At 60.6% G+C, this 24,470-nt stretch carries 23 protein-coding genes; 11 read left to right on the top strand and 12 right to left on the bottom strand.

The features are described 5' to 3' along the window. Positions 1-128: 128 nt before the first annotated feature. Entirely contained in the window at positions 129-512 is a 384-nt protein-coding gene (locus ABD837_RS16910; protein ID WP_345056811.1) for an Hsp20/alpha crystallin family protein, read from the top strand. Positions 513-785: 273 nt separating this feature from the next. Here ABD837_RS16910 and ABD837_RS16905 read toward each other — a convergent pair whose 3' ends face one another. Further along, a complete protein-coding gene (locus ABD837_RS16905; protein ID WP_345056809.1) occupies positions 786-1,109 on the bottom strand; it encodes a hypothetical protein in 324 nt (107 codons plus the stop codon). Between the two features lie 5 nt (positions 1,110-1,114). Next, positions 1,115-1,390 carry a VF530 family protein gene (locus ABD837_RS16900; protein WP_345056807.1) on the bottom strand — a complete coding sequence of 92 codons (276 nt, stop codon included), beginning with the start codon at positions 1,388-1,390 and terminating at the stop codon, positions 1,115-1,117. 139 nt (positions 1,391-1,529) lie between these two features. On the opposite strand from ABD837_RS16900, the gene ABD837_RS16895 reads away from it, so the two are divergent. Continuing rightward, complete coding sequence (locus ABD837_RS16895; protein ID WP_345056805.1) at positions 1,530-2,369, top strand: glycoside hydrolase family 25 protein; 840 nt, start codon at positions 1,530-1,532, stop codon at positions 2,367-2,369. Between the two features lie 143 nt (positions 2,370-2,512). Here ABD837_RS16895 and ABD837_RS16890 read toward each other — a convergent pair whose 3' ends face one another. Further along, positions 2,513-2,722, bottom strand: a complete 210-nt coding sequence (locus tag ABD837_RS16890; protein ID WP_345056802.1) for a hypothetical protein — start codon at positions 2,720-2,722, stop codon at positions 2,513-2,515. A 102-nt stretch (positions 2,723-2,824) separates the two neighbouring features. On the opposite strand from ABD837_RS16890, the gene ABD837_RS16885 reads away from it, so the two are divergent. The 3 genes from ABD837_RS16885 to ABD837_RS16875 all read left to right on the top strand — a co-directional run bounded on the left by ABD837_RS16885 (position 2,825) and on the right by ABD837_RS16875 (position 5,279). After that, positions 2,825-3,250, top strand: a complete 426-nt coding sequence (locus tag ABD837_RS16885; RefSeq protein ID WP_345056800.1) for a septal ring lytic transglycosylase RlpA family protein — start codon at positions 2,825-2,827, stop codon at positions 3,248-3,250. A gap of 41 nt (positions 3,251-3,291) precedes the next feature. Beyond that, positions 3,292-3,486, top strand: coding sequence for a hypothetical protein (locus ABD837_RS16880; RefSeq protein ID WP_345056798.1), 195 nt, complete (start codon positions 3,292-3,294; stop codon positions 3,484-3,486). A 269-nt stretch (positions 3,487-3,755) separates the two neighbouring features. After that, positions 3,756-5,279: a serine aminopeptidase domain-containing protein gene (locus tag ABD837_RS16875; protein ID WP_345056796.1), complete on the top strand. Its 1,524-nt coding sequence runs from the start codon at positions 3,756-3,758 to the stop codon at positions 5,277-5,279. Between the two features lie 9 nt (positions 5,280-5,288). On the opposite strand, the gene ABD837_RS16870 is transcribed toward ABD837_RS16875, so the two are convergent. From ABD837_RS16870 to glgP, 3 genes are all read right to left on the bottom strand, one after another. Next, positions 5,289-5,702 carry a hypothetical protein gene (locus tag ABD837_RS16870; protein WP_345056794.1) on the bottom strand — a complete coding sequence of 138 codons (414 nt, stop codon included), beginning with the start codon at positions 5,700-5,702 and terminating at the stop codon, positions 5,289-5,291. A 43-nt stretch (positions 5,703-5,745) separates the two neighbouring features. Continuing rightward, complete coding sequence (locus ABD837_RS16865; protein ID WP_345056792.1) at positions 5,746-6,414, bottom strand: SOS response-associated peptidase; 669 nt, start codon at positions 6,412-6,414, stop codon at positions 5,746-5,748. A gap of 171 nt (positions 6,415-6,585) precedes the next feature. Further along, positions 6,586-8,238 carry an alpha-glucan family phosphorylase gene (gene glgP / locus ABD837_RS16860; RefSeq protein ID WP_345056790.1) on the bottom strand — a complete coding sequence of 551 codons (1,653 nt, stop codon included), beginning with the start codon at positions 8,236-8,238 and terminating at the stop codon, positions 6,586-6,588. A 540-nt stretch (positions 8,239-8,778) separates the two neighbouring features. Here glgP and ABD837_RS16855 point away from each other — a divergent pair. The 6 genes from ABD837_RS16855 to ABD837_RS16830 all read left to right on the top strand — a co-directional run bounded on the left by ABD837_RS16855 (position 8,779) and on the right by ABD837_RS16830 (position 17,141). Continuing rightward, positions 8,779-10,221, top strand: a complete 1,443-nt coding sequence (locus ABD837_RS16855) for a hydrolase (RefSeq protein ID WP_345056788.1) — start codon at positions 8,779-8,781, stop codon at positions 10,219-10,221. 171 nt (positions 10,222-10,392) lie between these two features. Next, positions 10,393-12,279, top strand: a complete 1,887-nt coding sequence (locus ABD837_RS16850) for an alpha-amylase family glycosyl hydrolase (protein WP_345056786.1) — start codon at positions 10,393-10,395, stop codon at positions 12,277-12,279. Positions 12,280-12,320: 41 nt separating this feature from the next. After that, positions 12,321-12,776: a GxxExxY protein gene (locus tag ABD837_RS16845; protein ID WP_345056783.1), complete on the top strand. Its 456-nt coding sequence runs from the start codon at positions 12,321-12,323 to the stop codon at positions 12,774-12,776. Further along, positions 12,773-13,480: an SDR family oxidoreductase gene (locus ABD837_RS16840; RefSeq protein ID WP_345056781.1), complete on the top strand. Its 708-nt coding sequence runs from the start codon at positions 12,773-12,775 to the stop codon at positions 13,478-13,480. The genes ABD837_RS16845 and ABD837_RS16840 overlap by 4 nt, the downstream gene beginning before the upstream one ends. Before the next feature lie 112 nt (positions 13,481-13,592). Then, on the top strand, positions 13,593-15,416 hold the full coding sequence (locus ABD837_RS16835) for an alpha-amylase family glycosyl hydrolase (RefSeq protein WP_345056778.1): 1,824 nt from the start codon (positions 13,593-13,595) through the stop codon (positions 15,414-15,416). 96 nt (positions 15,417-15,512) lie between these two features. After that, a complete protein-coding gene (locus tag ABD837_RS16830; protein WP_345056776.1) occupies positions 15,513-17,141 on the top strand; it encodes an MFS transporter in 1,629 nt (542 codons plus the stop codon). An 82-nt stretch (positions 17,142-17,223) separates the two neighbouring features. On the opposite strand, the gene ABD837_RS16825 is transcribed toward ABD837_RS16830, so the two are convergent. The 6 genes from ABD837_RS16825 to ABD837_RS16800 all read right to left on the bottom strand — a co-directional run bounded on the left by ABD837_RS16825 (position 17,224) and on the right by ABD837_RS16800 (position 24,429). Then, positions 17,224-18,534 (bottom strand): protoporphyrinogen/coproporphyrinogen oxidase, encoded by a 1,311-nt coding sequence (locus tag ABD837_RS16825; protein ID WP_345056774.1) that lies wholly within the window; start codon positions 18,532-18,534, stop codon positions 17,224-17,226. A 49-nt stretch (positions 18,535-18,583) separates the two neighbouring features. Then, the gene (locus ABD837_RS16820; protein WP_345056772.1) at positions 18,584-19,744 is read right to left on the bottom strand and encodes a toxin-antitoxin system YwqK family antitoxin; all 1,161 of its coding nucleotides are present in this window, start codon (positions 19,742-19,744) and stop codon (positions 18,584-18,586) included. 78 nt (positions 19,745-19,822) lie between these two features. After that, positions 19,823-20,545: a c-type heme family protein gene (locus tag ABD837_RS16815; protein ID WP_345056770.1), complete on the bottom strand. Its 723-nt coding sequence runs from the start codon at positions 20,543-20,545 to the stop codon at positions 19,823-19,825. Beyond that, the gene (locus tag ABD837_RS16810) at positions 20,538-21,968 is read right to left on the bottom strand and encodes a WGR domain-containing protein (protein ID WP_345056768.1); all 1,431 of its coding nucleotides are present in this window, start codon (positions 21,966-21,968) and stop codon (positions 20,538-20,540) included. Before ABD837_RS16810 ends, ABD837_RS16815 begins: the two co-directional genes overlap by 8 nt. Positions 21,969-22,058: 90 nt before the next feature. After that, positions 22,059-23,354, bottom strand: a complete 1,296-nt coding sequence (thrC, locus tag ABD837_RS16805; RefSeq protein WP_345056766.1) for a threonine synthase — start codon at positions 23,352-23,354, stop codon at positions 22,059-22,061. A 139-nt stretch (positions 23,355-23,493) separates the two neighbouring features. Continuing rightward, positions 23,494-24,429 carry a homoserine kinase gene (locus ABD837_RS16800; protein ID WP_345056764.1) on the bottom strand — a complete coding sequence of 312 codons (936 nt, stop codon included), beginning with the start codon at positions 24,427-24,429 and terminating at the stop codon, positions 23,494-23,496. Positions 24,430-24,470 lie beyond the last annotated feature (41 nt).

Below are 24,470 nucleotides of genomic sequence, written 5' to 3'. Positions count from 1 at the left end.
ACCCGGAGAATGCGCCCGTTCATAGCCCGTCAATTCGGCTGATTTTCAGTGTTGATAAGGGTTGATTCAGATTGGTACATCATTTGTAATGACCGACCCGAAACCGCCCCTATTTGCGGCTCCCTCACATGAAACTTATCAGCTCGAAATTCATCCACAGCATTGCCCCGCAGCTCGACCTGCTCAACACCATCGGTGGCGGCGTGGCCCAGCCCCAGGTGCGCATCGACCAGCACCCGAAAGGCGTGATTGTGCGCGTGGCGATGCCAACCGTATCAGCCGACAGCTTCCGCGTGGTGCTCAACCAGAACAAGCTCACCGTTTTCAGCGAGTACCGCCACGAGCCCGACGACCAACTTGCGGCCCCGCTGTTCGTGCAGACGCTGGAACTCCCGGCTAACCTCGACCCCGCCCGCATCGATGCCATTCACGAAGGCCAGGAGCTGCGCGTACGCATTCCCTTTGTGAACCCCAACAACCAGCGCGAAATCGACGTCAAGCGCGAAGAATAGTAGCAGCCCGTGAGGCTTGGTAATTCTAAAAGAATGTCATCCTGAGCTTGCGAAGGACCTTATTACGGTCGCATAATCTTAGAATAAAGCCAGAATGAGCAGGCGTGATAGGGTCCTTCGCAAGCTCAGGATGACAGTTTCTTACTCCCAACCCATAACGCCGGGACCGACCGGCACTGCAGTCCACCCATAACGCCGGGCCCGACCGGCAGCTTACCGAAGTCATCTGGGTTTTTCACTCTTGAGCCACCGCCCGCAGCGGTGGTTTTGTTTTTACCCAAACAGCGGAATAATCAACACGAAGCTCATGGCCAGGGCCAGGTAGAACCAGCCCATCACCTGGCCCCGATGCCGGCGCGGCAGGCGATTACTGAGCACCAGCATGGCCACAATCACGAGCACAAGGTGGGCCACAAAAAACACCATGGTTTTCACCCAGTTGCTCACAATCGTGTTCTCGGGCTGGTTCTGGTTGCTTTCGCCTAGCCCCGAGGTGAGGTACTGCAGCCCAAAAAAGGCGACCACCTCAAAAGCCACAAACCAGCAGAAGCCCACCACCAGCGCCCCTCCAGACGATTTTTCGGATACGTCGGCCATGGCGGTTAGGGGCGAGGGCGGCCCTGCACTTCTGCACTCCGGGCCTTGATGTATAGTTCTTCTACTTTGGTGCGGGCCCAGGGCGTGCGCCGCAAAAACGTGAGGCTCGACTTGATGCTCGGGTTGTCGGCAAAGCAGTTCATGCGCAGGCGGACATCGAGCTCGGGCCAGCCGTAAGCGGCCACGAGGTATTCGAGAATCTGAGCGAGTTTAATGCCGTGCAGCTCGCTAATGAGGTGGCCGGATTCGTCGCGGGCATCGGCGGCGCGGAGGAAGGACATGGGCGGAAATGGTCGACGGAAAGTGCAAAGTTGGCGAAAAGCCGGGGGCCGTGGGCACGATGGGCGCGGTTGGGTCGTTATTTTTGGCCACTGCTCGCCTATGCCGTCGTCTTCGCTTGCTTCTGCTGCCTCCCGCGCTGTGCGCCGCCCTGCTCCGCGCCGGCCGTGGCGGCGTGGGCTGCTGGCGGCAGCGCTGGCAGTTGTGCTACTAGCTGGCTATTACTATGTTCGGCACAAGGTGCAGCTGAACCGCTACGCCCGGCGGGCCTGGGCCACGTTCACCAAAAACGGCCTCACCGGGCGCGAAAAAACGCCCCTGTTGGCCGGCTATTCGGTACACGGCATCGACGTTTCGGCCTACCAGGGCCGCATCGACTGGGCCGTAGTGGCCCGCAACCGGGTACGTTTTGCCTTCATCAAAGCCAGCGAGGGCGCAACGCTGCGCGACCCGCGTTTCGCCCGCAACTGGCGCGAGGCTCGCAAAGCCGGCGTGCTCTGTGGTGCTTACCATTACTTCCAGCCCAACCGCGACGGCCAGGTACAAGCCAACCTGTTTGCCCGTACCGTGCCCCTGGCCCCCGGCGACCTGCCCCCGGTGCTCGACGTAGAAGCTGCCAACTTCCACGACGTGGCCGTGATGCGCCGGGAGGTGGCCCGCTGGCTGCGCCTCGTGGAAGCGCACTACGGCGTGCGGCCCATTCTCTATTCCAACCACAGCTTCTACCAGCGCCACCTGGCCGGGCACTTCGACGACTACCCGCTCTGGCTGGCGCACTACGAAGTGGCCCGCCCCAAAATGGCCCGCAGCAAGTGGATAATCTGGCAGCATTCCGACGAAGCCTACGTGCCCGGCATTCGCGGCGTGGTCGATTTCAACGTGTTTCAGGGCAACTTTGCGGACTTGCAGGCCCTGCGCATGCCGGCTCCGCCCACTGCTCCAAAGCTGCCTGCTACGGCCCGCACGCGGCGGGTGAAGTAGTGCTTGTTGCAAGCGCGGTTCGGAGGAGGAAAGGAGTCAGGATAAGCCCCACGCAATACTCAAACGACCAAAAAAGCGGCCCGGCCCGCTGCTTCCCAGCGAAGCAAACGAACCGGGCAGCGGCTGTTTTTGGCCTTTGGGGACTACATTTCGTCCTTCGACTCCATCTTGGCATCCATTTTGGCGTCGTACTTCATCGTTTTGCCCGTCTTCTTCATCGCCTTGTCATTCGACATCGTCTGGCCCGACTTCTTCATCATTTTGCCGCCGGCCTTCTCGTCTTTTTTCATCATCTTGCCATTGCCCTGCTGGGCCTGAGCAGCAACAAAGGTGAGCGAAAGCGCAGTGGCCACAGCCAGTTTCAGGAGGTTTTTCGTGGTTGTTGAAGTGAAATGGCGTAGGGTAACGATTAGGCCCGAAAGGTTACTACTCAGCATAAATTCTAGATGAAGCGGATGCAACAAGCCAAAATTCTATACCTCCGTTTCCTGCCGCTGCCGCTGCTCCTGCTGCTGTTGCTGGCCTCGTGCCACAGCAGCCGCAACGCTGGCCCCGGCAAGGTGTCGCGCAGTGCCGTGCAAACCGGGCTGGGCTCGTACTACGCCAGCAAGTTCAACGGAAGGGCCACGGCCAGCGGCAGCATTTATCGCCCCGGAGGCATGACGGCCGCCCACAACACTTTGCCTTTTGGCACGCTCATTCGCGTCACCAACACCCGCAACGGCCATTCCGTCGAGGTTACCGTCACCGACCGGGGCCCGCATACCAAGGGCTACATCGTGGATGTATCGCACCGAGCAGCCGTGCAGCTCGACATCATTGAGGCCGGCGTGGTGCCCGTCGAAGTAGCCGTGCTACGCCCTGCGTCGGGCAACCGCTAAATTTGCCCATTCATTTTCCGTCGCCTGCCCTCTCTTCCGCTATGAACATCCGCAAAAAAGTTACCTGGACGCTGCCCACCGGCCAGAACCGCTACGCCGCCCTCGATAGCTGGGTAGCTGCTGCAGAGGACGAGGACTGGTCAGAGGCTGAAGTCCAGTTCGTCATCAATGAAGTTGTGGAGGCCGAAGACGATGCCGCTGGCTTGGCCGTACTAACCTGGTACTCGCGCACCTAAGCGGTAACCACGCCAAAGCAGACGGCCCTTTATAGTCCGGCTATTACCTGCACAAAACGGGGATTTTACACCGCCAGCGAATGGCGGCGGCCTGCTCCTGCGCGGCCTATTGCGAGCGGGCCGCCGTGCGAGTAGAACTATTCGCCTAGAATATTTCACCGTTCGCTGGATTGATATTTGTTTAACTCATTTATAATTGTATTTTTAATATCAGAAAGACGATTTGAAATAGCTATTATTTTACTCACAGGCTCCGGCCCCTGCTAGCCATGAAAAGAATCATCAACCTGCTGGCTATTCTCCTGTTGTGTGGCAGCCCTTTGTGGGCCGATATTCTTACTAATGAGCAGTTGCTGGGCCAGTGGGCTGGGGTGCTGCCCGTACCGGGCGGAAGCCGCCAGGTCACCATTCTAATTAGCCAGCAAGCCGATGGCGCACCCACAGCCCGGCTGCGCATCGATGCGCAACGCCTCGACAATAGCCTGATGCGCGTGCGCACCAGCGCCGACAGCATCACGTTTGTGGCCGAGCAGGCCGGCTGCCGGTTTGCTGCCCTGGCCGTAGCCGAGGGCCAACGCCTGCGCGGCACCTGGCAGCAGCCGGGCTTCCGTACGGTGCTGGTGCTCGACCGGGTAGCCGGCACCACGCCGCTGCCGGCCGCGGCAACCACCTTTGCCACCGAAGAAGTGCAGGTAAGCAGCCCCAGCAGCCCCAACCCCGAACTGGGCCTGGGAGGCGTATTGCGGCGGCCTACCGGCACCGGACCCTTCCCGGCCGTGCTGCTGCTGCCCGATGTTGTGCCCGCCAATAGCGTAGAGGCAGGCAGCTACCGCCTGCTCGATAACCTCACCGACTACCTGCTGAGCCAGGGCCTCGCCGTGCTGCGCCTCGATGACCGCGGCACCGGCCGCTCGTTGGCCTTGCCCGCCGCTACAGCCAGCGCCGAACTGGCTGCCGATGCCCAATCCGCCCTGAACTTTCTGCGCTCGCGCCCGGGCATCGACCCCATGCGGGTAGGAGTGGTGGGCCACGGCGAAGGCGCCAACGTGGCGCTACTGGCTGCTACCCAAGCCCCCGCGCCAGCATTTGTGGTAGCACTGGCCGCAGCTGGAGTGAGTGGGCAGGAGCTTCTGGCCCGGCAAACTTCGCTGGTGAACCGCCCCGGCGAGCCCGACACGGCCCAGTGGGCCTGGCAAACCTTTTGCGCCCAGCGCATGGCCCTGGCCCGGCGTGAGGCCAAGCAGCAGATGGCTGCCGGAGCCAACCCCGCGCAGGTGCAGGTGCGCATAGCTCAGGAACAACTGCGCCTGACCACCGAAGCCCGCAAGCGCAACGAAATCCTCTACAAGCGCCAGTTCGCCCTGCTCGAAATCATCCGGCAAACAACTGATAATGCCCAGGCCCAGGCCATCGTGGCCAACATGTTGCGTCAGATTTACCCTCGCCTGGCCTCGGCTACGGCCCAGGCCCGTGCCCGCCAGCTCACCAGCCCCTGGTACCGTTCGCTGCTGGCATTCAATCCGCAAGCAGAGTTGGCCAAAGTAAGCTGCCCCACGCTGCTGTTGCACGGCGCCGCCGATGTTCTGGTGCCGGCTGCCACCAATTTAACTGCCCTCGAAAAGGGTTTTAAGGGCAATAAGCTGGCTGATTCGCAGCAGCTGGATGGCGTAACTCACGATTTTGAGACGGCTTTGGGCGAGCGCGCCCTGCTGGCCGGCACTACTTCGCCAACCACCACTTCGGCCGAGGCCCTGGAAGCTGTGGGCGAATGGGTGGCCAAACGCCTGAAATAACCGGTATGTTTAGCCGCGAGCTTCGCGGGATGGCGCCGCCAGGGCTGACCGCAGCCAGCGACCAGACAAACCGGCCAGCCCACCGGCCAAGCCAATAACCAGCGTAGCTACCAAGACCAGTGCGGGTGCCGAGCCACCCAAGGGCAGCAGCTGCGCCACCCGGTGCGCCAGCAGGCCATTGTTCTGCACGGCCAGCCATGCGGCTGGCAGGAGCCAGCTAAGCCCCAACCCTACGAACCCCACCCAGAAGGCTGCCTTGCCCGACTGTGCCTGCCCAAAGCCTATACCGAAAGCCAGCACCACGGCGGTCCACCACGGCAGGCCCATTTGCAGGAGCGCCGCCAATACTGCCGTGAGCAGCATCAGTACCCAAGGGTTGTGCGTCGAAAGCCAGGTAGTGGAAACCGGAGCGGTAGCATTCATGCCGGCAAGGTAATATGCCGTTTGCTACTTCCTTGCCGGGGCGTTAGGCAGCGGCCGGAGCCAGTACTTCGGCAACGTTGTTGGCCGGGGAGTTCACAAGCTTGCTCACCACATATTCGCGCATGGCAGCGGCGTCGTAGGGTTGCAACTGCTGCTGGTAGTCGGGCAGGCGATAGTCGTCGGACAGCCAGGCTTGCTCGGCAGCGCGATTGGGCAGGATAACCGGCATGCGGTTATGGATGCCGGCCATTAGCTCGTTGGGCTCGGTGGTGATGATGGTGAAAGTGGGGTGCAGCTCGCCGGTGGCCCGGTCCACCCATTCATCCCAAAGGCCGGCGAAGGCGAAGGGCTGCTCGTCGCGCAGTAGAATGCGGTGCGGCACCTTGCCCGCCGGCGTGGCCTGCCACTCGTAAAAGCCGTCGGCCAGCACCAGGCAGCGCCGCCGGGCTAGCAGCATCCGGAAGCTGGGTTTTTCGGCCAGCGTTTCGGCGCGGGCATTGATGGGCTTGGGACCGCCGGCCGGGTCGCGGCTCCAGGCGGGTACCAGCCCCCAGCTCAGCAGCTGAATCTGGCCCGGTGCGGCATTGGTGATGACGGGCAGCCGCTGCGAAGGGGCCGCATTGTAAGCCGGCGGCACGGGCTCGCTGAACGTGGCATCGAAGCGCTGCTCGATGGTGGGAGCAGGGGCAATGAAGGAGTAACGGCCGCACATGGCAGGAAGGGAAGGAGTTTGGAGGAATAGCAAAAATCGTCTGTCATCCTGAACGCAGTGAAGGACCTTACCACGCCTGAATGAGTCGTTCATACGACAACCGTTCAAACTTGATAAGGTCCTTCACTGTGTTCAGGATGACAGACGGGTACTCCGTTGCCCTGCTTCAGGCTACACCTTGTAGAGCAACTCGTAGTATTCGCGGGCCATGCGGGCGCTTTCAAACGCGGGCTCCACGTCCTTCATGGCGGTTTTTACCACTTTCAGGAAGTTCTTGGGCTGGTCATAATACAGCGGCAGTACGGTATTCTCCAGCACGTCGAGCAGGGTGGTTGCTTCCTGGTCGTCCTTCACGTTGTCGGGCAGGTGCTCGTCGGCGTGGGCAATGAGGAAACCGTTTTCGCCATCCTTGCAGAACTCCGGAATCCAGCCATCGGCAATGCTCAGGTTTACGCTGGCGTTCATGGCGGCAGTCATGCCGCTGGTACCGCTGGCTTCGCGCGGGAAGCGGGGCGTGTTCAGCCAGATATCGGAACCCTTTTTCAGGGCGGCCGACAGGCCCAGCTCGTAGCCCGTGAGTACGGCGCAATTCTTCAGGGGGGCCGTGCGCTTGATGATGTCGTTGAACAAGGCCATTGCCCCGAAATCCTTGGGGTAGGGCTTGCCCGCCCAGATTACCTGAACGGGGTGTTTGGCGTTGGCGGCCAGTTCCACAAAGCGCTCGAAGTGGCGCAGGATGAGGTCGGCGCGCTTATAGCCGGCGAAACGACGGGCCCACACAATGGTGATGACGCTGGAGTCGAACACGTTGCCGGTTTGGTCGGCCACAATCTTGAACAGGTCCTTCTTCAGCTCCTGCTTACGGGCCAGCAGGGCCGCATCCTCCTTGCTCTTGAGGGCGGCAGCCAGCTGCGGGTCGCGCCAGTAGGTGCCGTTCTGGCTGTTGGTGATGGGGATAATGGGGCAGATGCCCTCGTAGTGGCCCCACATGTCGTTGGCCACGGTGCTGTGCACTTTGCTTACGGCATTGGCCTTGCGGGCGAAGCGCAGCGCGGTGAGTGTGTAGTTCAGCGCGTCGCCGTTGCCGATGCGGGCCACACGGCGCACTTCTTCTTCCGGCATGGTGCCAAAAAAGGTCATGTCGGTGAGCAGCTTCATGGGGCGCTCCTCGTTGCCGGCCAGCTCGGGCGTGTGCGTGGTGAATACCAAGCGCTTTTGCACTTCGGCCAGGTCGCGGCCGTGCTTTTCGTAGAGGTAGAACGCCAGGGGCAGGCCGTGGCCCTCGTTGAGGTGGTACACATCGGTCTTGCGGCCGAGCTCGTCGAGTAGCTTGCCGCCGCCTACGCCCAGCAGGATGCTCTGGGCCACGCGGGCCGCCGCGTCCGGGTCGTAGAGGTGGTGGGATATGGTGCGCGAGAGGTGGTCGTTCTGCTCAATGTCGGTGGTGAGAAAGAACATGGGCACCGTGCCGAACACCTCCGGGGCCAGGTACAAGGCCTTCACATGCACATCGGCCCCGTGAATGGTGATGGGGAAGATGAGGCCGGTGTCTTCCAGAAAGGAGTAGTGCTTCTGGCGGAACTCGGGACGCATGCTCTGGTCGGAGTTACGGTCCTGGTCGTAGTAGCCAAAGCTCCACAGGATGCTGATGCCCACCATGTTTTGCTTCAGCTCGAAGCCCGAGCGCATGTGCGAGCCGGCCAGGAAGCCCAGGCCACCGGAATAGGTTTTCAGAGCCTGGTCGACGGCGAACTCCATCGAGAAATACGCGGCCGCCGTCTTGTATTTAGCGGCTGGCGTGTAGGGTTTAAAAGTAAAAGCCATAAGCTAGCAAATGCGCCCGGAGGCACGCTGAAGTGAACATTACGAGTTAGAGAATGAGGCGAGCCGCGCATGGCTTGCCCTGCCTTAGGCCCGCAAGGTCCGAAGCTTTGCGGAAAAATCGCAACCCCTTGATATTGAGGCAGGATTTAAGCAAACGTTAGCATTCCGGCCAACGCTAACAGTGTCAAGGCAATATCAGCCAACTGCTTAGTGGTAAAATTTATTTGCCGCGACAAATGGGGCCGTTCACTCTCGGCTTTAAGCAATGCGGCTGGGGCAACTACGGCCGGAGCGCGGCAGCTAAAACTCAATACAACAGCCGAGTGCTTGTCTTGCTCCGGAGAATACCCGACCACAGGTGTTTGCCGCTACAGCCAGAAGCAATAATTCGGTAAGGGTTATAAAATCTTGGCCATTTATAGTGCTTATTTTGAAAAAGACATAATTTTTTAACACTAATATTAATGATATCATTGTTTTAGTCCTATACTTTTGGCACCGTGCTTCGTATTAAGCACTTTCTCACTCAACCCTTTGCGCATGAATTTTTCTGTTCGCTACTTGGTGGCCCCCTTGCTGGGAGCTGCTGCACTGTTTGCTGGCTGCTCGAAGTCGGAACTGACGCCAGGCGCTCCCACGGCCGCCGTGGTTGCCCAAAACGTGTCGGCTCCGGGCTTTCCCGAAGGGTTTGAAACGGGCACCAAAACGGCCTACACCACTGGCAGCGTTACGCTCGGTTCCGGTTCGTGGACATTGAATGAGGCCCTTATCGGCAATACCACAGCGGACCCCAAAACCGGCAGTTGGTCGGCCCGTGTTCGCAACAGCGGCTCGCTGAGCATGAACTTCGACCTGACCGGCGGGGCCGGTGTGGTGACGGTGGCGCACGCCAAATATGGCACCGACGCTTCTACCACTTGGGAACTGTGGGCCAGCTCGACCAGCGGCAGCAGCTACGCCAAAGTAGGCAATACCATTACCACGAGCAGCACGGCGCTGAGCACGGCCTCGTTCACGGTCAACATCACTGGCAACGTGCGCCTGCAGGTGCGCAAAACAGATGGCAGCGCTAACCGCCTCAACTTCGATAACATTACCGTGGAAAGCTACAGCAGTGGCACTACCCCACCCCCAAGCACGGGCGGCAAGAAGTTCTTGTTCGACGCCAGCCACGCCGAAACGGCCGGCAATGCCGACTGGGTGCTGGATGTGGACGCCGGCGTAGTGCCGCGCTACCCTACCCCGGCCGCTTCGGGCATTACCAGCACTACGCTCGAAACCTACTGGGGTGGCGCGGTATCGGCCTGGGGCGTGGCCCTGGTGAAGCAAGGCAACTCGGTTGAGAACCTGCCTTCGGGCACGGCCATCAGCTACGGCAATACCTCGAACCCTCAGGACCTGGCCAACTACAACGTGTTTGTGGTGGATGAGCCCAACACGCTGTTTTCGGCTGCGGAGAAAACAGCCATTATCAACTTCGTGAAAAATGGCGGCGGGCTATTCATGATTTCCGACCACGACATTTCGGACCGCAACAGCGACGGCTACGACTCGGTCGACATCTGGAACGACCTGATGAGTAACAACTCCGTGCAGGCCAATCCCTTCGGCTTTAGCATCGACTACACCAACATCTCGGAAACCACCAGCAATGTGCTGGCCAGCTCCACCAATGTTATCCTCAATGGCTCGCAGGGTGCCGTCACGCAGCTGAAGTATAGCAACGGGGCTACCATCACCAAAACGACGGGTTCGGTGGCCACGCCGCTTATCTGGCGCTCCTCGTCGACGCAGGGCAACACCAACATCATGTGCGCCAGCAGCACCTTCGGCACGGGCCGCGTGGTGGTGGTAGCCGACTCGTCGCCGGCCGACGACGGCACCGGCAGCCCGGGCAACACCGTGTACCCCGGCTGGACTGAAATTGCCAGCCACGCCAAGCTGCACCTGAACGCTTCGCTCTGGCTCGCCAAGCAGCAATAGCCGCTTAGCTGAAGCAAATAGCAAAAGCCCGCTCCCGAATTTGGGGGCGGGCTTTTTCGTGCTTTGACACCCCCGAAAAATATATTCCCAAAGTGGAAACGGTTGCGCATCAGCGGCCTTGTGGGAAAGCTGTACTTTTGGCCACCAGGTTGTTTTGGCGTCCTTATCACTATGAAATTCCCACAAATCCTGCTGGCGGCCGCTGGTCTGCTACTGCCTCTTGCCTCCTTGGCCACGCCCGGCTTTTCGGGCCCTGCAGTCAAGCCCGGTGCCGTTGCCAAAGCCGCCCCGGCTGTTCGCATCGACCCGACCTACTGGTGGGTGGGCATGAAAAACCCCAAACTGCAACTGCTGGTGAATGCGCCCGGCATTGCGGGCAGCACGGCCAGCCTGGCTGCGTACCCGGGCGTGGCCTTGGAAAGCCAACAGAAGCTGGAGAGCCCCAACTATCTGGTCGTCAACCTTACCATTGGGCCTGATACCAAGCCAGGCCAGCTAAAGCTGAGTTTCAAGGGTGGCAAAAGCCTGACGTATAGTTACGAACTGCGTGCCCGCAACACCGACCCGCAGCGCACGCAGGGCCTCACGCAGGCCGACTTCATCTACATGCTGATGCCCGACCGTTTCTCGAACGGTGACCCGAAGAACGACGTGGTAAAAGGCACCCGCGTGAACCACATTGCCCGCGACTCAATGTACGCCCGCCACGGCGGCGACCTGAAGGGAATTCAGAACCACTTCGACTACTTCAAGAAACTGGGCGCCACGGCCATCTGGCCCACGCCGGTGATTGAGAATGACATGCCCAAGGCCAGCTACCACGGCTACGCCGTGACGGACTGCTACCAGACGGACCCACGCTACGGTACCAACGCTGATTATCAGCAATTTGTGAAAGCCGCCCACGCCGATGGCCTGAAAGTGGTGCAGGACATCGTGCTCAACCACTGGGGCAGCTACCATCACCTGTTCCTCGACAAGCCGGCGGCCGACTGGTTCCACGCCTTCCCCACCTTCACGCGCAGCAACTACAACGCCTTTGCGCTCAACGACCCCTACGGCTCGAAGCGCGACTACCAGCTGTTCAACGACGGTTGGTTTGATACCACCATGCCCGACGTGAACCAGGGCAACCCGCTGGTGGCTACCTACATTATCCAGAACTTTTTGTGGTGGGTGGAGTCGACGGGTATTGATGGGTACCGCGTGGATACCTACCCGTATTCGGAGCCCAACTTCCTGATGGAGTGGGGCAATGCCATTACCGAGGAGTACCCCAAGCTGGCACAGTTTGGCGAAGCCTGGGAGGGCACCGAGGCCGAGCAGGCCTTCTTCGCCCAGAACATTCTGCCGCCGGTGAACGGCTTCAAGTCGAACATGCCCGGCCTGCTGGACTTCCAAATCTGCTTCGCGATTTCGGATGCGCTGAAAACTGAAAACGGCGACCTGAGCAAGCTCTACCACGCCTTGCAGGGCGACTGGTTGTACGTGGACGCTACCCGTAACGTGCCCTTCCTCGACAACCACGACATGAGCCGCTTCTACTCGGTGATTGGCGAGGATTTCGGCAAGTTCAAAACCGGTATTGCCTGGCTGCTCACCTTGCGCGGCACGCCGCAGCTGTACTACGGCACCGAGGTGCTGATGAAGAACTTCTCGAACCCCGACGGCAAGGTGCGCGAGGATTTTCCTGGCGGGTTTGCGGGCGATAAGGTGAACTACTTCACCACCCGCGTGGGCCAGGCCGGCGAGGCCTTCGACTACGTGAGCAAGCTGGCCAACTACCGCAAGGCGCACCCGGTGCTGAGCAGCGGCAAGCTGATGCAGTTTATCCCGCAGGATGGCGTATATACCTACTTCCGCTACTCGGATGGCGAGAGCGTGATGATTATTGCCAACAATACCAAGGACGAGAAGAAGGTGGACGGCACCCGCTTCGCCGAGCGCACCAACGGCTTTTCGACGGGCGTGGAAGTAGTGAGCGGCGCCATCATCAGCGACCTGAAAGCGCTGACTGTACCCGCCCACACGGCCTGGGTGGTGGAGTTGCGGCGTTAAATCATTATTTTTCACCGCAGAGGGCGCAGAAGCTTTCGCAGATGACGCAGAGGCTCATGCATGAAAATGACATCACCTTTCTGATTCGTAAGGCAGCTTACGAAGTTCATGTGGCGCTGGGACCGGATTTGTTGGAATCGGCTTATGAAGCAGCGCTGATGCATGAGTTGCGGTTGCTGGGGCTGTTGGTGCAAAACCAGGTTGGGTTGCCGATGGATTATCGGGGCATCCATCTCGATATCGGTTACCGCATCGACCTGCTGGTGGAAGGGAAAGTAGTGGTAGAGCTGAAAACAGTAGAAACCTTGCTTGACGTACACCACATGCAGTTGGTAACCTACCTGAAACTTTCAGGCTGCAAAGCCGGCTTATTAATAAATTTCAATGTCGCCCGCATCAAGGATGGCATGTTCCGCAAAGTCAACGGCTTGGCGGATGAACCACCTTCTGCGTCATCTGCGAACTCTTCTGCGCCCTCTGCGGTGAAAAATCCATGACCGACCTCACCAACCAAGTAGTCATCATCTCCGGCGCGAGCCGTGGCATTGGCAAAGCCATTGCGCTGCTGCTGGCCCTGCAGGGCGCTACCGTAGTAGCCGTGGCCCGCAGCGGGCAGGAGCTGAGCGACCTCACCCACAAAACCCGGGGCATGAGCATTGTGGCCGACATTGCCGACGAGGAAGATGCCCAGCACGTGGTGGCCGAGACCCTGCGGCACTACGGCCGGCTTGACATTCTCATCTGCAACGCCGGCGTGGGTTCGTTTGCCGAGCTAGAGCAGTTTACGGGAGAAGAGTGGGACCGCATGTTCGATACCAACGTGAAGGGCACGTTTCTACTTTGCAAAGCCGCCGTTCCGCATTTCAAAGCCCAGAAACGCGGCCACATCGTGGGCATTGCTTCCGACGTGGCCAAGCGCACGTTCGCCCACGGCACGGCCTACGGGGCCAGCAAATTTGCCCAGGATGCCGTGCTGGCCAGCCTGCGCAAGGAGGTGCGCCCCCATGGCATCAAGGTCAGCACCATTTACCCCGGGTTGGTCGATACCTACTTCAACGACACCACGCCCGGCAGTGTCGAGGCCGAGAAGACCCACTTGCGCCCCGCCGATGTGGCCCAGGCGGTGCGCTACGTGCTCGAGGCCCCGGCCCACGTGGTCATCGACGAGCTAATGCTGCACCCCCTGACGCAGGAATGGTAACGCTTCGCTCAATGAGGAACGAAGAATGAGCAATGATTAATTGTGTTCAGTCAGTAATTCCTCATTCATAACTCTTCATTCCTCATTAAGCAAAGCGTTATCTTGCCACATCATGAAAAAACTGTTGCTGGCCGGCGCCCTTCTCTCTTTGGCTGCTTTCTCGTTGCCTAACCCGCCCGTGGATAAAAAACACTCCCAAGCCACCGACCCCAACACTACCGCCGAGGTTCCGAAGGATAACAAGCTCATTATCTACCAATTGATGACGCGCCTGTTCGGCAACAAAGTGGCCCTGAACAAGCCCTACGGCACCATTGCCGAAAATGGCTGCGGCAAGTTCAACGACATCAACGACAAGGCCCTCGACGAAATCAAGGCCCTGGGCGCGAGCCACGTGTGGTACACCGGCGTGATTGAGCACGCCACCATGACGGACTACACCGCCGCCGGCATTCCGCCCGACGACGCCGACGTGGTGAAGGGCCGTGCCGGCTCGCCCTACGCCATCAAGGACTACTACGACGTGGCCCCCGACCTGGCCGTGGTGGTGAAAAGCCGCATGGCCGAGTACGAAGCCCTCATCAAGCGTACCCACGACCATGGCCTGAAAGTGCTGATGGACTTTATTCCGAACCACGTGGCGCGGTCGTATAAGTCGGATGCCAAGCCGCTGGGGGTGATTGATTTGGGTGCGACCGACGACAAAACCAAGGCCTTCGTGCCCAACAACAACTTCTACTACCTGCCGGGGAAGCCTTTCGTGGTGCCCGCTGGCTACGACCCCCTGGGCCCATCGAAAGGCCCGCGCGAAGACGGTAAGTACTTCGAAGTACCCGCCAAGGCTACCGGCAACGACGTGTTTTCGGAAGCCCCGAGCGTGAACGACTGGTTCGAAACCGTGAAGCTGAACTACGGCGTGGACTACCAGAACGGCCGCGCCCCCCACTTCGACCCCGTGCCCAACACCTGGCTGAAGATGCGCGATATTCTCGTGTACTGGGCCGGCAAGAACGTCGACGGCTTTCGCTGCGACATGGTGGAAATGGTGCCCGTGGAATTCTGGGCCTGGGTGATTCCGGAGCTGAAAAAGGTGAAACCTGACCTCGTGTTCATCGGCGAAGCCTACACGCCAACGGAGTACAAGACGTATCTGGAAAAAGGCCACTTCGACTTTCTCTACGACAAAGTGGGCCTCTACGACAACCTGCGCAAGCTGATGCGCCAGGAGGGCACCACCGAGGACATCACCAAAGTATGGCGGGAAGAGAGCAATGGCTTTTCGTCGAGCATGCTGCGCTTTCTCGAAAACCACGACGAGCAGCGCATCGCCAGCAAGGATTTTGCCACCGACCCCCGGCGCGCAATTCCGGCCATGACCGTGACTGCCACCCTGGGCAGCGGCCCCGTAATGCTCTACTTCGGGCAGGAAGTGGGCGAGCCCGCCAACGGCTCCGAAGGCTTCAGCAGCGAAGACGGCCGCACCAGTATTTTCGATTACTGGGGCGTGCCCGAGCACCAGAAATGGCTGAACCAGGGCAAATTCGACGGCGGCAAGCTGGTGTACGAACAGAAGAAGCTGCGCGAGTTCTACAGCCGCCTGCTGAATGCCGCAAGCCAGAACGAAGCCATTCGCAAGGGCCGTTTCTACGAGCTGCAGGATGCCAACAACCTGGGCAAAGAGTACAACCAGAAGCACCTCTACACTTACCTGCGCTACACCGACAAGCAGCAGGTGCTGGTGGTGGTCAACTTCAGCGCCGAGAAAACTTACCGGCCCGTCATCACCATTCCCGCCGATGTGATGACCAAGATGGGCCTGAACAACAAGAAGTTCTACACCTACACCAACCTGCTCACCGACGATGAGCCGCGCAACAGCCTCAACCTCACGCTGGCTCCTATGTCGGCCTACGTGTTCGAGATAAAGCCCAAGTAGCCCGGCCAGACTGCCGGGCCGACCTGTTAAATCTGAAAACTGTGCCGCAATCGTTTTAGCGGTGCCCCTCTCACTACTTTCTCCCCCCTCCCACCCATGGCTGCTCCCACCGTAGCTTCTTCAGCAGATGTTCGCGAAAAGCCCCGCCTTAGCTTTTGGCAAATCTGGAACATGAGCTTCGGCTTCCTGGGCATTCAGTTCGGCTTTGAGCTACAGAACAACAACATCAGCCGCATTTTTGAAACGCTAGGCGCCAACAAAGACGATATTCCGATTTTATGGATTGCCGCTCCGCTTACAGGTTTGGTGGTGCAACCCATAATCGGCTATTTCTCCGACCGCACCTGGCACCCGTTTTGGGGCCGGCGGCGGCCCTACTTCTTCATCGGAGCCGTGCTGGCGACCTTGGCGCTACTCATCATGCCCAACTCGTCGGCGTTGTGGATGGCCGGCAGCATGCTTTGGATTCTGGATGCCAGCATCAACATCAGCATGGAGCCGTTCCGAGCTTTTGTGGGCGACAAGCTGCCCGGCGAGCAGCGCACGGCCGGTTTTGCCATGCAAAGCTTCTTCATCGGCGTAGGCTCGGTGATTGCGGCCCTGCTACCGTGGGTATTTACCAACTGGTTCCACTTTAGCAACACGGCCCCGAGCGGCGAAATACCGCCATCGGTGAAATGGTCGTTTTACCTGGGAGCTGGCGCATTCATTTCGGCGGTGATGTACACCGTGTTTACCTCGAAAGAAACACCGCCCGAGGACATGGAAGCGTTTCGGCGTGAAAATGCCCAAGTGGGAATCTGGGGCGGCATCAAAGAGTCGTTCATGGGCATTTTTAAGATGCCCACAGCTATGCGCCAACTGGCGCTGGTGCAGTTTTTTACGTGGTTCGCGTTGTTTTCGATGTGGATTTATGCCACGAACGCCGTTACCAGCAACATCTACAACATGAAAGTGGACAACGGATTGTTTGCTAAGATGAGCAGCCTGATTGATGGCCGGGCCCGGCAAGCACCCGCGCCCAAAGAAGCGAAGGAGCTACAAGCGCTGCAGCAGGACCTGGTGGAAATCAAGCAGTTTCAGGCCGATAAGACGGAGAAGATTCTCACCATCAACCTGGCCAATTATTACCTCACCAACGGCAACCCTTTGCCGGCTGAAAAGGCGACGCTGGAGCGCGTGAAGCAGCAGTACAACGACGGGGCCGACTGGCTAAGCCTAGCCTCATCGGTGCGCAACGGCGTGGCGGCCCTGTTTGCCTTCCTCATTCCGATGATTGCCGCCCGCACCAGCCGCCGCAAAACGCACATGCTGTGCCTGATTATCGGCGGCTTGGGCCTGTTGTCGCTCCAGGTTATTTCCAACCCCAATCTTATCATCGTGTCGATGGCAATGGTGGGCATTGCCTGGGCCAGCATTCTGTCGATGCCATACGCCATTCTAGCGGGTTCCTTGCCTGCCAATCGGATGGGCTACTACATGGGGGTGTTCAACTTCTTCATTGTTATTCCGCAAATCGTGGCGGCTACAATTTTGGGTTACTGTACCATGCATCTCTTCCACGGCAATACGCTTTCCACTATTAGCTTAGGAGGAGCCTCGATGGTGCTGGCAGGCCTGTTGACCCTGCGCGTAAAAGACACTGATGATTCTCACCAGGCATTTACGGAGCCAGCCGAAACGCTTGGCTACAACACCTTAGGCCAGCATAATCCGGAGGCTTAGCCGTAGTGCTGTTTTTCCGACAACAAAACGACCACGCCCGGATGAGCGTGGTCGTTTTGTTTCAAATGGATGCCTGCTTAAATCAACCCTTAATAATCATTTCGGCCACCTCACGCCCAGTGGCCAAGGCGCCATTCAGCGAAGGGTAGGAGGCCCAGTCGCCGCAGCGGTAGAGGTTATCGCCCAGTATCAGCGGCTGACGGGGCGGCTGGCCAGCCGGATACACCGGCAGGGCCGCTGCAATGCGGTAGGAGCGCAAGTGTTCCCAGTCGCGGGCAGCGGGACCAAACCAGGTGGCCAGTTCTTCTCGCAGGCGCGGCACCAATTCGGCTTCGCCCAGGCTACGCTCGCCGTGAGTGCTCACGGAGATGAGCGACCGGCCAGCGGGTGCATACGTACCGCTCACATCGGCTGGGAAGGCCACGTTGTGGGCCAGGGCGCCGGGCATGGCATTCAGGCGCAGCAGCTTGTCGTTGCGGCCCGGCGAGTGGCCACCGGGCGTGGCAAAGTAAGTGCAGGTGGTGATGCGCGCCGCCGTAGGGAAGCTGCCCGCTTCGGTCGTGGGAGCATCGTCGGGGTTGCCGCTGCGCCCGGCCAGCAGGCGCAGGGCGGCCAGGCCGTCGGTAGCGAGCACAATGGCCGAGGCCTGGAGCACCTTCCCGGTAGTCAGGCGCACCTGGCTGCCATCGACGATGCCCGCCACGGGCGTGTTCAGGCGCACGCTGCCGAGGGGCAGGCGCCCGGCCAGCTGCTCGGGCATTTCCTGAATGCCCAGCGCCGGAACGGCCGCATCGCCCGTTACGAACTGCTGGAAGATGAACTCGAAGAAATTGCTGGCCGTGGTCAGCCCACGGTCAAGAAAAACGCCTCCGAAGAAAGGGCGGAAAAACGTGTCAATAATGAGTTCGCTGAAGCCATAGTGCCGCAGAAAAGCCACCGTGTCCTCGGATGTTGTGCGGGCCAGCAGCTCTTCGGGGGTGTGCGTGAGCACGTGGCGCACCAAGCTAAGGATGCGCAGCTTATCGGGAAGCGTACCAATGGGTGAGGTCAGCGCCGAGAACGCCGCCAACGGTTTCTGCAAGGGGTTTCGCAGGGTGGTTTCGTTGCCATTAGGCAGCCGGATAACGGCCCCGGAATGGAAGCATTTCAGGTTTAGCGCCCCGTAGTCGAAAATGCGCCGGGCTTCAGGGTAGTTGGTTTGCAGCACCTGAAAGCCCCGGTCGAGTCGGAAGCCTTCGGGGGTAACGTCGGTACGCACGCGGCCGCCCACGGCGTCGGCAGCATCGAGCACGAGCACGGCGCGGCCGGCGCGGTGCAGCCAAGTGGCGCAGGCCAGCCCGGCCATGCCCGCGCCAATGATGATGATAGGGTTAGAGTTGACAGTGAAGCTCATTGGGAAGTAAAAGAAATAACAGCCCCGGTAGCAGGCTCACAACGGCAGGTCAGCGCGCCATCAGGGCTACGGGGTCTACCCGGGTTCGGTACGACATGTTGAGCACCGAGCCGCGTTTGCTGATGACCAGTTGCACCAGCCCGGGCACGGGCTTGCTGTTGTACGTAGCCGGCCTCCAGGCGGGTAGGCCGCTCACCACCTGTGTAAGGGCCGTGATGAAGCCACCGCCGGATTGGCCGCTCAGTAAATGCAGGTACCCTTTTTCGTCGGTCATTGCTTCCACCACAAACTCCCGGCCGTCGGCAATTATTTCCCAGTCATTGGTCTGGTTCGACTCGCTGAGTTGCCGCAGCACCGTCTGGACAAAGCTGCTTGGGTCGCCGGCAGGGGTAGGCGGCAGCGCGTTGCGCATTTGTTCCGCTCGGGCGGCGTCGGCTTGGTAGGCCGCTTGGCGCATTTCGCAGGTGGCACCCAGGCGAAAGCCCTCTGCTGCTGCCACCAGGTCGCCCACCTGCGGCTCTAGCAACGGCCGGTCCTTGTAGCGTCCCCCGATGCCATCGAGCGCCTTTCCTCCCCTGAAAATCCCCTGCTCGTACACTTCGGTAGTCAGCAGCTTGTTGGTGGTAGCGGCGCGGTTTTCCCACACGCCCTGGGCCAGGCCGTTCAGCACGGGGCCACCGAAGCGGCTGTGCAACATGGGCAGCACGTCGTGCCACACACCGTTGCCGTTTGCCACGCCCTGCTGACCCGTCGAGTCCCAGTACGCGAGAATGCGCAGGCGTGGAGCTGGCAGGTCCGTCCATGCCAACGTCTGGCGCTGCTGGCCGTTGGCGTACCAAAACTGCCAGGTGCCAGCTGGTTTTCCTTGGGCAAAAGTGCCTTGCACGGCGAGCTGGCCGTTGGGAAAGTACGTTTCATAGCGTCCCTCCCGCTTGCCTGCCCGGTAGTGCAGGCGCGCGCGCAGCTTTTGGGTGCGGGCATCGTAGTCGCGCGTTTCGCCGTTGAAATCTCCAGACGCTGTGATGCGGGTGAATCGCCGAATGGGTGCGCACGCCGGCGGGGTTAGCGCATACGTGGCGTCGTAAAACAGCAATACGCTGTCGCCTTTAATTATGCGCACGCATTGGGCGAGGGTGGCTTGCCCTGCCGCGGGCGCGGCGGGCGTTTGGGCCCAGCCGTGCCGAGCAGCCCCCACCAGCAAAGTAGCCACCAATAAAAAACGAAGAACGCATCCCTTACTCATCCCGAAACAGCTTGCATGGTTGGCTGCAAATCTACCAGGCTAGGCTCAGAACAGCTTGGGCATCTTGTGCTCCTTCCATTTTTTGCGCGTCTTCATCGTCCAGAATTCGGCCACGCCGGGGCGCTGCTGGCGCACCTGCCAGGCACCCATGGGCTGGCCCAGGTGGTAGCCAGTGGCTTGGTCCTGAGGGAATTTTTGCTTGATAAGAGCGTAGTCGGCTTTTGAAATATCCTGGCCGATTTCGCCGTGGCAACGCAGGCAAAGTTGGTTATTGAGCACAATGGGCCGCTGATAGAAAAATACTTCCTGCGACGGCCGCTTGATGGTGCGCATGGTGTCAGATTGCATTTCCGCCTCCAATAGTTGGGCCTGGCTGGTAGGGTTGCGCGGGTGTACGCTCACACGCCGCGCCGTGGCCTTCAGCACGCCAGCCAGCGAATCGACAGCGCGGTAGGTTTCGGGGCGGCAAAAGCTCATGGCCCGGGCCACGCCGCCAGCCGCCAGCTCGCGGGCCAGTGTGCGGCGCAGCAGCGAGTCGGCGGTGGCCGTTAGGGAGTCGCCGGCCCAGCGGGTAGCGCGCAGCAGGTCATTAGGCATGATGCGCTTTACCTCCCAGTTGGCGGTTTCGATGCCGATGCGCTTGCTGTCCTTCAAGTGTTCGACCTGGTCGGGGCGGCAGGCTGCGAAGGCCAAGGCTAGGGCTGGTAATAGAAAACGGCGTGCAAACGTGGCCGGCTGGCCTCGCAGGATATTGATGCAGTTAGTCATTGACGGCGTAGATGTTGCCTAATACGCGGTAGAAATCGCCTTGGGCGGCTGGCTCAAGACGTTCTGCCAAGTAGAACTGTCCTTCCTGGCGAAGGTTTTTCGGGAACTGCACGTGCCAGTCGTGGTACCCGGCCTGCGCGACCCGAACGCGCAGCTTGCCTCCTTCGCGAACACAGCGCAGCAGCACGCCCGATGCATTAGCCGGGGCCGCTTCCAGTACGTCGCTCTGCACGGCGGTTACGGCTCCGTTGGGGGCCTTCACCACCTGAGCCGGGGCGGCGGTACCCTGCTCGGCCTGGGCAATAGCGGCCTCGCTCACATCGAGGCAGGCGAAGGTGCCGCTGGTAGTCACCAGGTACAGGCGCTCGTTGAAATACTGCATTGAGAGCGCCGAACCGCAGCCAGTGGCCAGCTTCCACAGGCGCTGGCCATCTTCGCCGAAGCAGTAAACCGTCGATGAGCCATCGGCCGCGAAGACGTAGCGCCCGCCCGGCGCGGTGGCGCACGACAACACAGCCCCGTCGGCCTTATAGGTTTGCAGCAACTCGCCTGCCTGGCCAAATTTCAGGACCTGGCCCGTGCCGGTGCCGGCGTAGGCGTGGGTGCCATCGAACCAGCCAAACAGCACCTGGCTGGTGGGATAGCGCCACACCAGGGTTTCCTTTTCCCAGCCGTAGTAGCAGCGCACGCCCTGCGAATCGCCGTAGAAAATGCGGCCCACAGCGTCACAGCGCACCATCCAGGCGGCGCTGCCGCCGGTTTTTACGGCCCACTGCTCCTCGTCTTCGTAGTTGACGGTGGTAAGCTGGCCAGCGGCATCCGATACCGCCAGCAGGCCATTGGCGATGTCGAGCCAGAAAATATCGATGTGCGGATTGATTTCGTAAGCCAGGCGCGGGGTTTTACCGGTGAGGTTATACACATTGCCATCGTCGCAGCCCACGTACATCCACGCCCCGTCCGACACGATGCACTTCACGCCTTCGCTCAGCTGGTACTGCATGTGCACCTCCGCCTCGTGGCTGAGCTGATACACCCGGCCGTCCTGGTTGCCCACCCAGCAGCCCTGCTCGTTCACAAACACCCCAAATGCCGACGAACCGGTTTCGAAGCGCCAGATGGTTGGGGCCGTCCGTTTCGCCGTTGAGGGCCGGCTCTCGCCCCCGCGCCGCGTAATGGTGCGTTTCTGGCGCTGGCCCTTCACGGCCTCCTGGTAGCCTTTCCGCTTTTTCTCGGCTATCTTCTTCTGCGCCAGCTTCTCGGCCTCTGTCGGCGAGCTGCATTGCTGGGTGCTGCTGGCTCCCGGGGTGCCAATGCGGCCGTAGCTGAGGGTCACCGTCGGGCCCTCAACGGTCGCTTCGTAGAATTTGTGGGCGGTCCCAGCAGCTTCATCTTCAGAAAATTCGAGGTAGTACGTCGGCATAGCAAGACAGAAGTGGTGTGAAAGTATGTGTCTGAGGCACCGTTAAAAGTAAGTTGCCAGCTGTTTTCCTGAGAATTTTGCTAAGCTTGGCTACATCAAGTAGGCTTTCAGGGCCTCGTAGTCAACTGCCAGCGGTATGCTTCGTTTGGCGCGTCCCTGCAATGCCTGCACCACGGCCGGCAGCTCGATGGCGCGACCCAGGATGGGCTCGACCACGTCGGGAAACTTCACGGGGTGCGCGGTAGCCAGCAGAAAGCCGGCCGCGCCCGCGTGCTGCGCCTGGTAGCGGCGCAGGGCCGTGTAAGCCACCGCGCCGTGCGGGTCGAGCAGGTAGCCGTGCTGCTCCCACACCCCCCGGATGGCGGCTACCGTGTCGGCATCACTCACCGTGTCGGCGCTAAGCGCGGTGCGCAACCGGCCCAGGTCGTTGCCAAACAGCTCCAGAATGCGCACGAAGTTGCTGGGGTTTCCCACGTCCATGGCGTTGGAGAAAGTGGGCACAGCCGGGCGCGGCGTGTAGGTGCCCGTGCGCAGGTACACCGGCACCGGCTCGTTGGCGTTGCAGGCCGCGATGAAATGGCCCAAGCCCAGCCCCGAAGCCTGCGCCAGCAACCCGGCGCAAATGTTGCCGAAGTTGCCGCTTGGCACCGCTACCACCGGCGCAGGCGCTTCGGCCGGCCACTGCTGCATGGCAAAGCAGTAGTAGAGCTGCTGCGGCAGCCAGCGCGCTACGTTTATGGAGTTGGCCGAGGTCAGAAACCGCCGCTGCGCCAGCTCCGGGTCGAGAAAAGCCTGTTTCACCAGTGCCTGGCAGTCGTCGAAAGTGCCGGCCACTTCCAGGGCCGTGATGTTCTGGCCCAGGGTGGTGAGCTGCTGCTCCTGCACCAGGCTCACTTTGCCGGCCGGATAGAGGATAACCACCTCCACGCCCGGCACACCCAGGAAGCCACTGGCCACGGCCCCACCGGTATCGCCCGAGGTGGCTACCAGCACCGTTACGGGCGGGGTATCGCCAGCTTTGGCGAAGTGGCCCAGGCAGCGGCTCATAAACCGCGCGCCCACGTCCTTAAAGGCCAGGGTTGGCCCGTGGAAAAGCTCCAGAGAGGAAATGCCAGCTTCCACGGGTACCAATGGAAAGTCAAAATCCACCGCCTCGGCGCAGATGCGCTGCAAGTCGCTCTCGGGAATGGTGCTGCCCACGTAGGGCCGCATCACGTTCAGGGCCACGGTGGCTTTGCTCAGGCCGCGCAGCTCGCGTAGGAACCCAGCCAAGAACTTCGGGATGGTTTCGGGAAAGTACAGGCCGCCGTCGGGTGCCTGCCCGGTGATGGTGGCCTGCCGGAAATCAACCGGCGGCGACTGGTGGCGGAGGCTGTAGTATTTCATGGTCTTGGTTGCTTATGTCCTGTAATCGGCTGTCATCCTGAGCGCAGCGAAGGACCTTGTCACGTTCGCGCCAATTGAATTACTGCATGCTGTTCAGCAGTGATAAGGTCCTTCGCTGTGCTCAGGATGACAGCCGATTTTATTCACCCACTTCCACCACATACGCTCCCGTGGTCCCCACAGGGCCCACGTACACGTTGAACGCAATGCCCAATTCTGCAAACACGGAGCCGAGTGCCGTGCCCACGGCCTGCGCTGTTTCCTCCGTCTTATTCAGCATGAAGATGGACGGCCCTGAGCCCGAGATACCGCCGCCAATGGCCCCGGCTGCCAGCGCCCGGGTGCGCGCTTCGGCCAGGCCGGGAATAAGCGGCAGCCGCGCCGGCTCCACGATGTAGTCGGCCAGCGAGCGGCCAATCAGCTCATAGTCTGCCGTGAGAAAGCCTGCGGTGAGGCCGGCCACGTTGGCCCACTGGCGCACGGCCAGGCCCAGCGGTACGGTAGTTGGCAGCACCTTGCGCGAGTCGCTGGTCTTCACCTCAATCTGGGGGTGCACCACGGCTACCCACAGCGGCGGGGCCGGCAGGGCCAGAATGTCCAGCGCCGGCTCGAGGGCCCGTACCACCGTGAAGCCGCCGAAGATGGCCGGCGCGATGTTGTCGGCGTGCCGCGCGCCCGAGGCCACGGCTTCGCCTTCCATGGCAAAATCTACCAGCTCCATTTTGCTGAAGCGGTTGCCCAGCAATGCGTTGGCTGCCACCACGGCACCCACGGCGCTGGCCGCGCTGCTGCCTACCCCGCTGCCGGGCTTGATGCCCTTGGTAATTTCCAGGTCGAAGCCCAGCGTTTCCGGCACGGCTTTCAGCAGCGCCAGCAGCGCCACGCCGGCCACGTTGCGGGTGGGGTCGGTGGGCAGGTTATACGGGTCGAGGTGGCGGATGCTAACGCCCGGCGCGGCACGGCGCGTGAGGCGAATGGTGTCGTACGGTTCGGCCAGGGCCAGGCCAAATACATCGAAGCCGCAGCCCAGATTGGAGAGCGTAGCGGGTGAGTGAACGAGAACGGAATCAGGCATGAACTGTAGCGTGGACTCTGTGAGTCCGCGTGTGGCGTAGG

The sequence above is a fragment of the Hymenobacter glaciei genome (genome assembly GCF_039539585.1).
In the GTDB taxonomy this organism is placed as follows: domain Bacteria; phylum Bacteroidota; class Bacteroidia; order Cytophagales; family Hymenobacteraceae; genus Hymenobacter; species Hymenobacter glaciei.
This window is presented reverse-complemented; position numbering and strand designations above follow the sequence as displayed.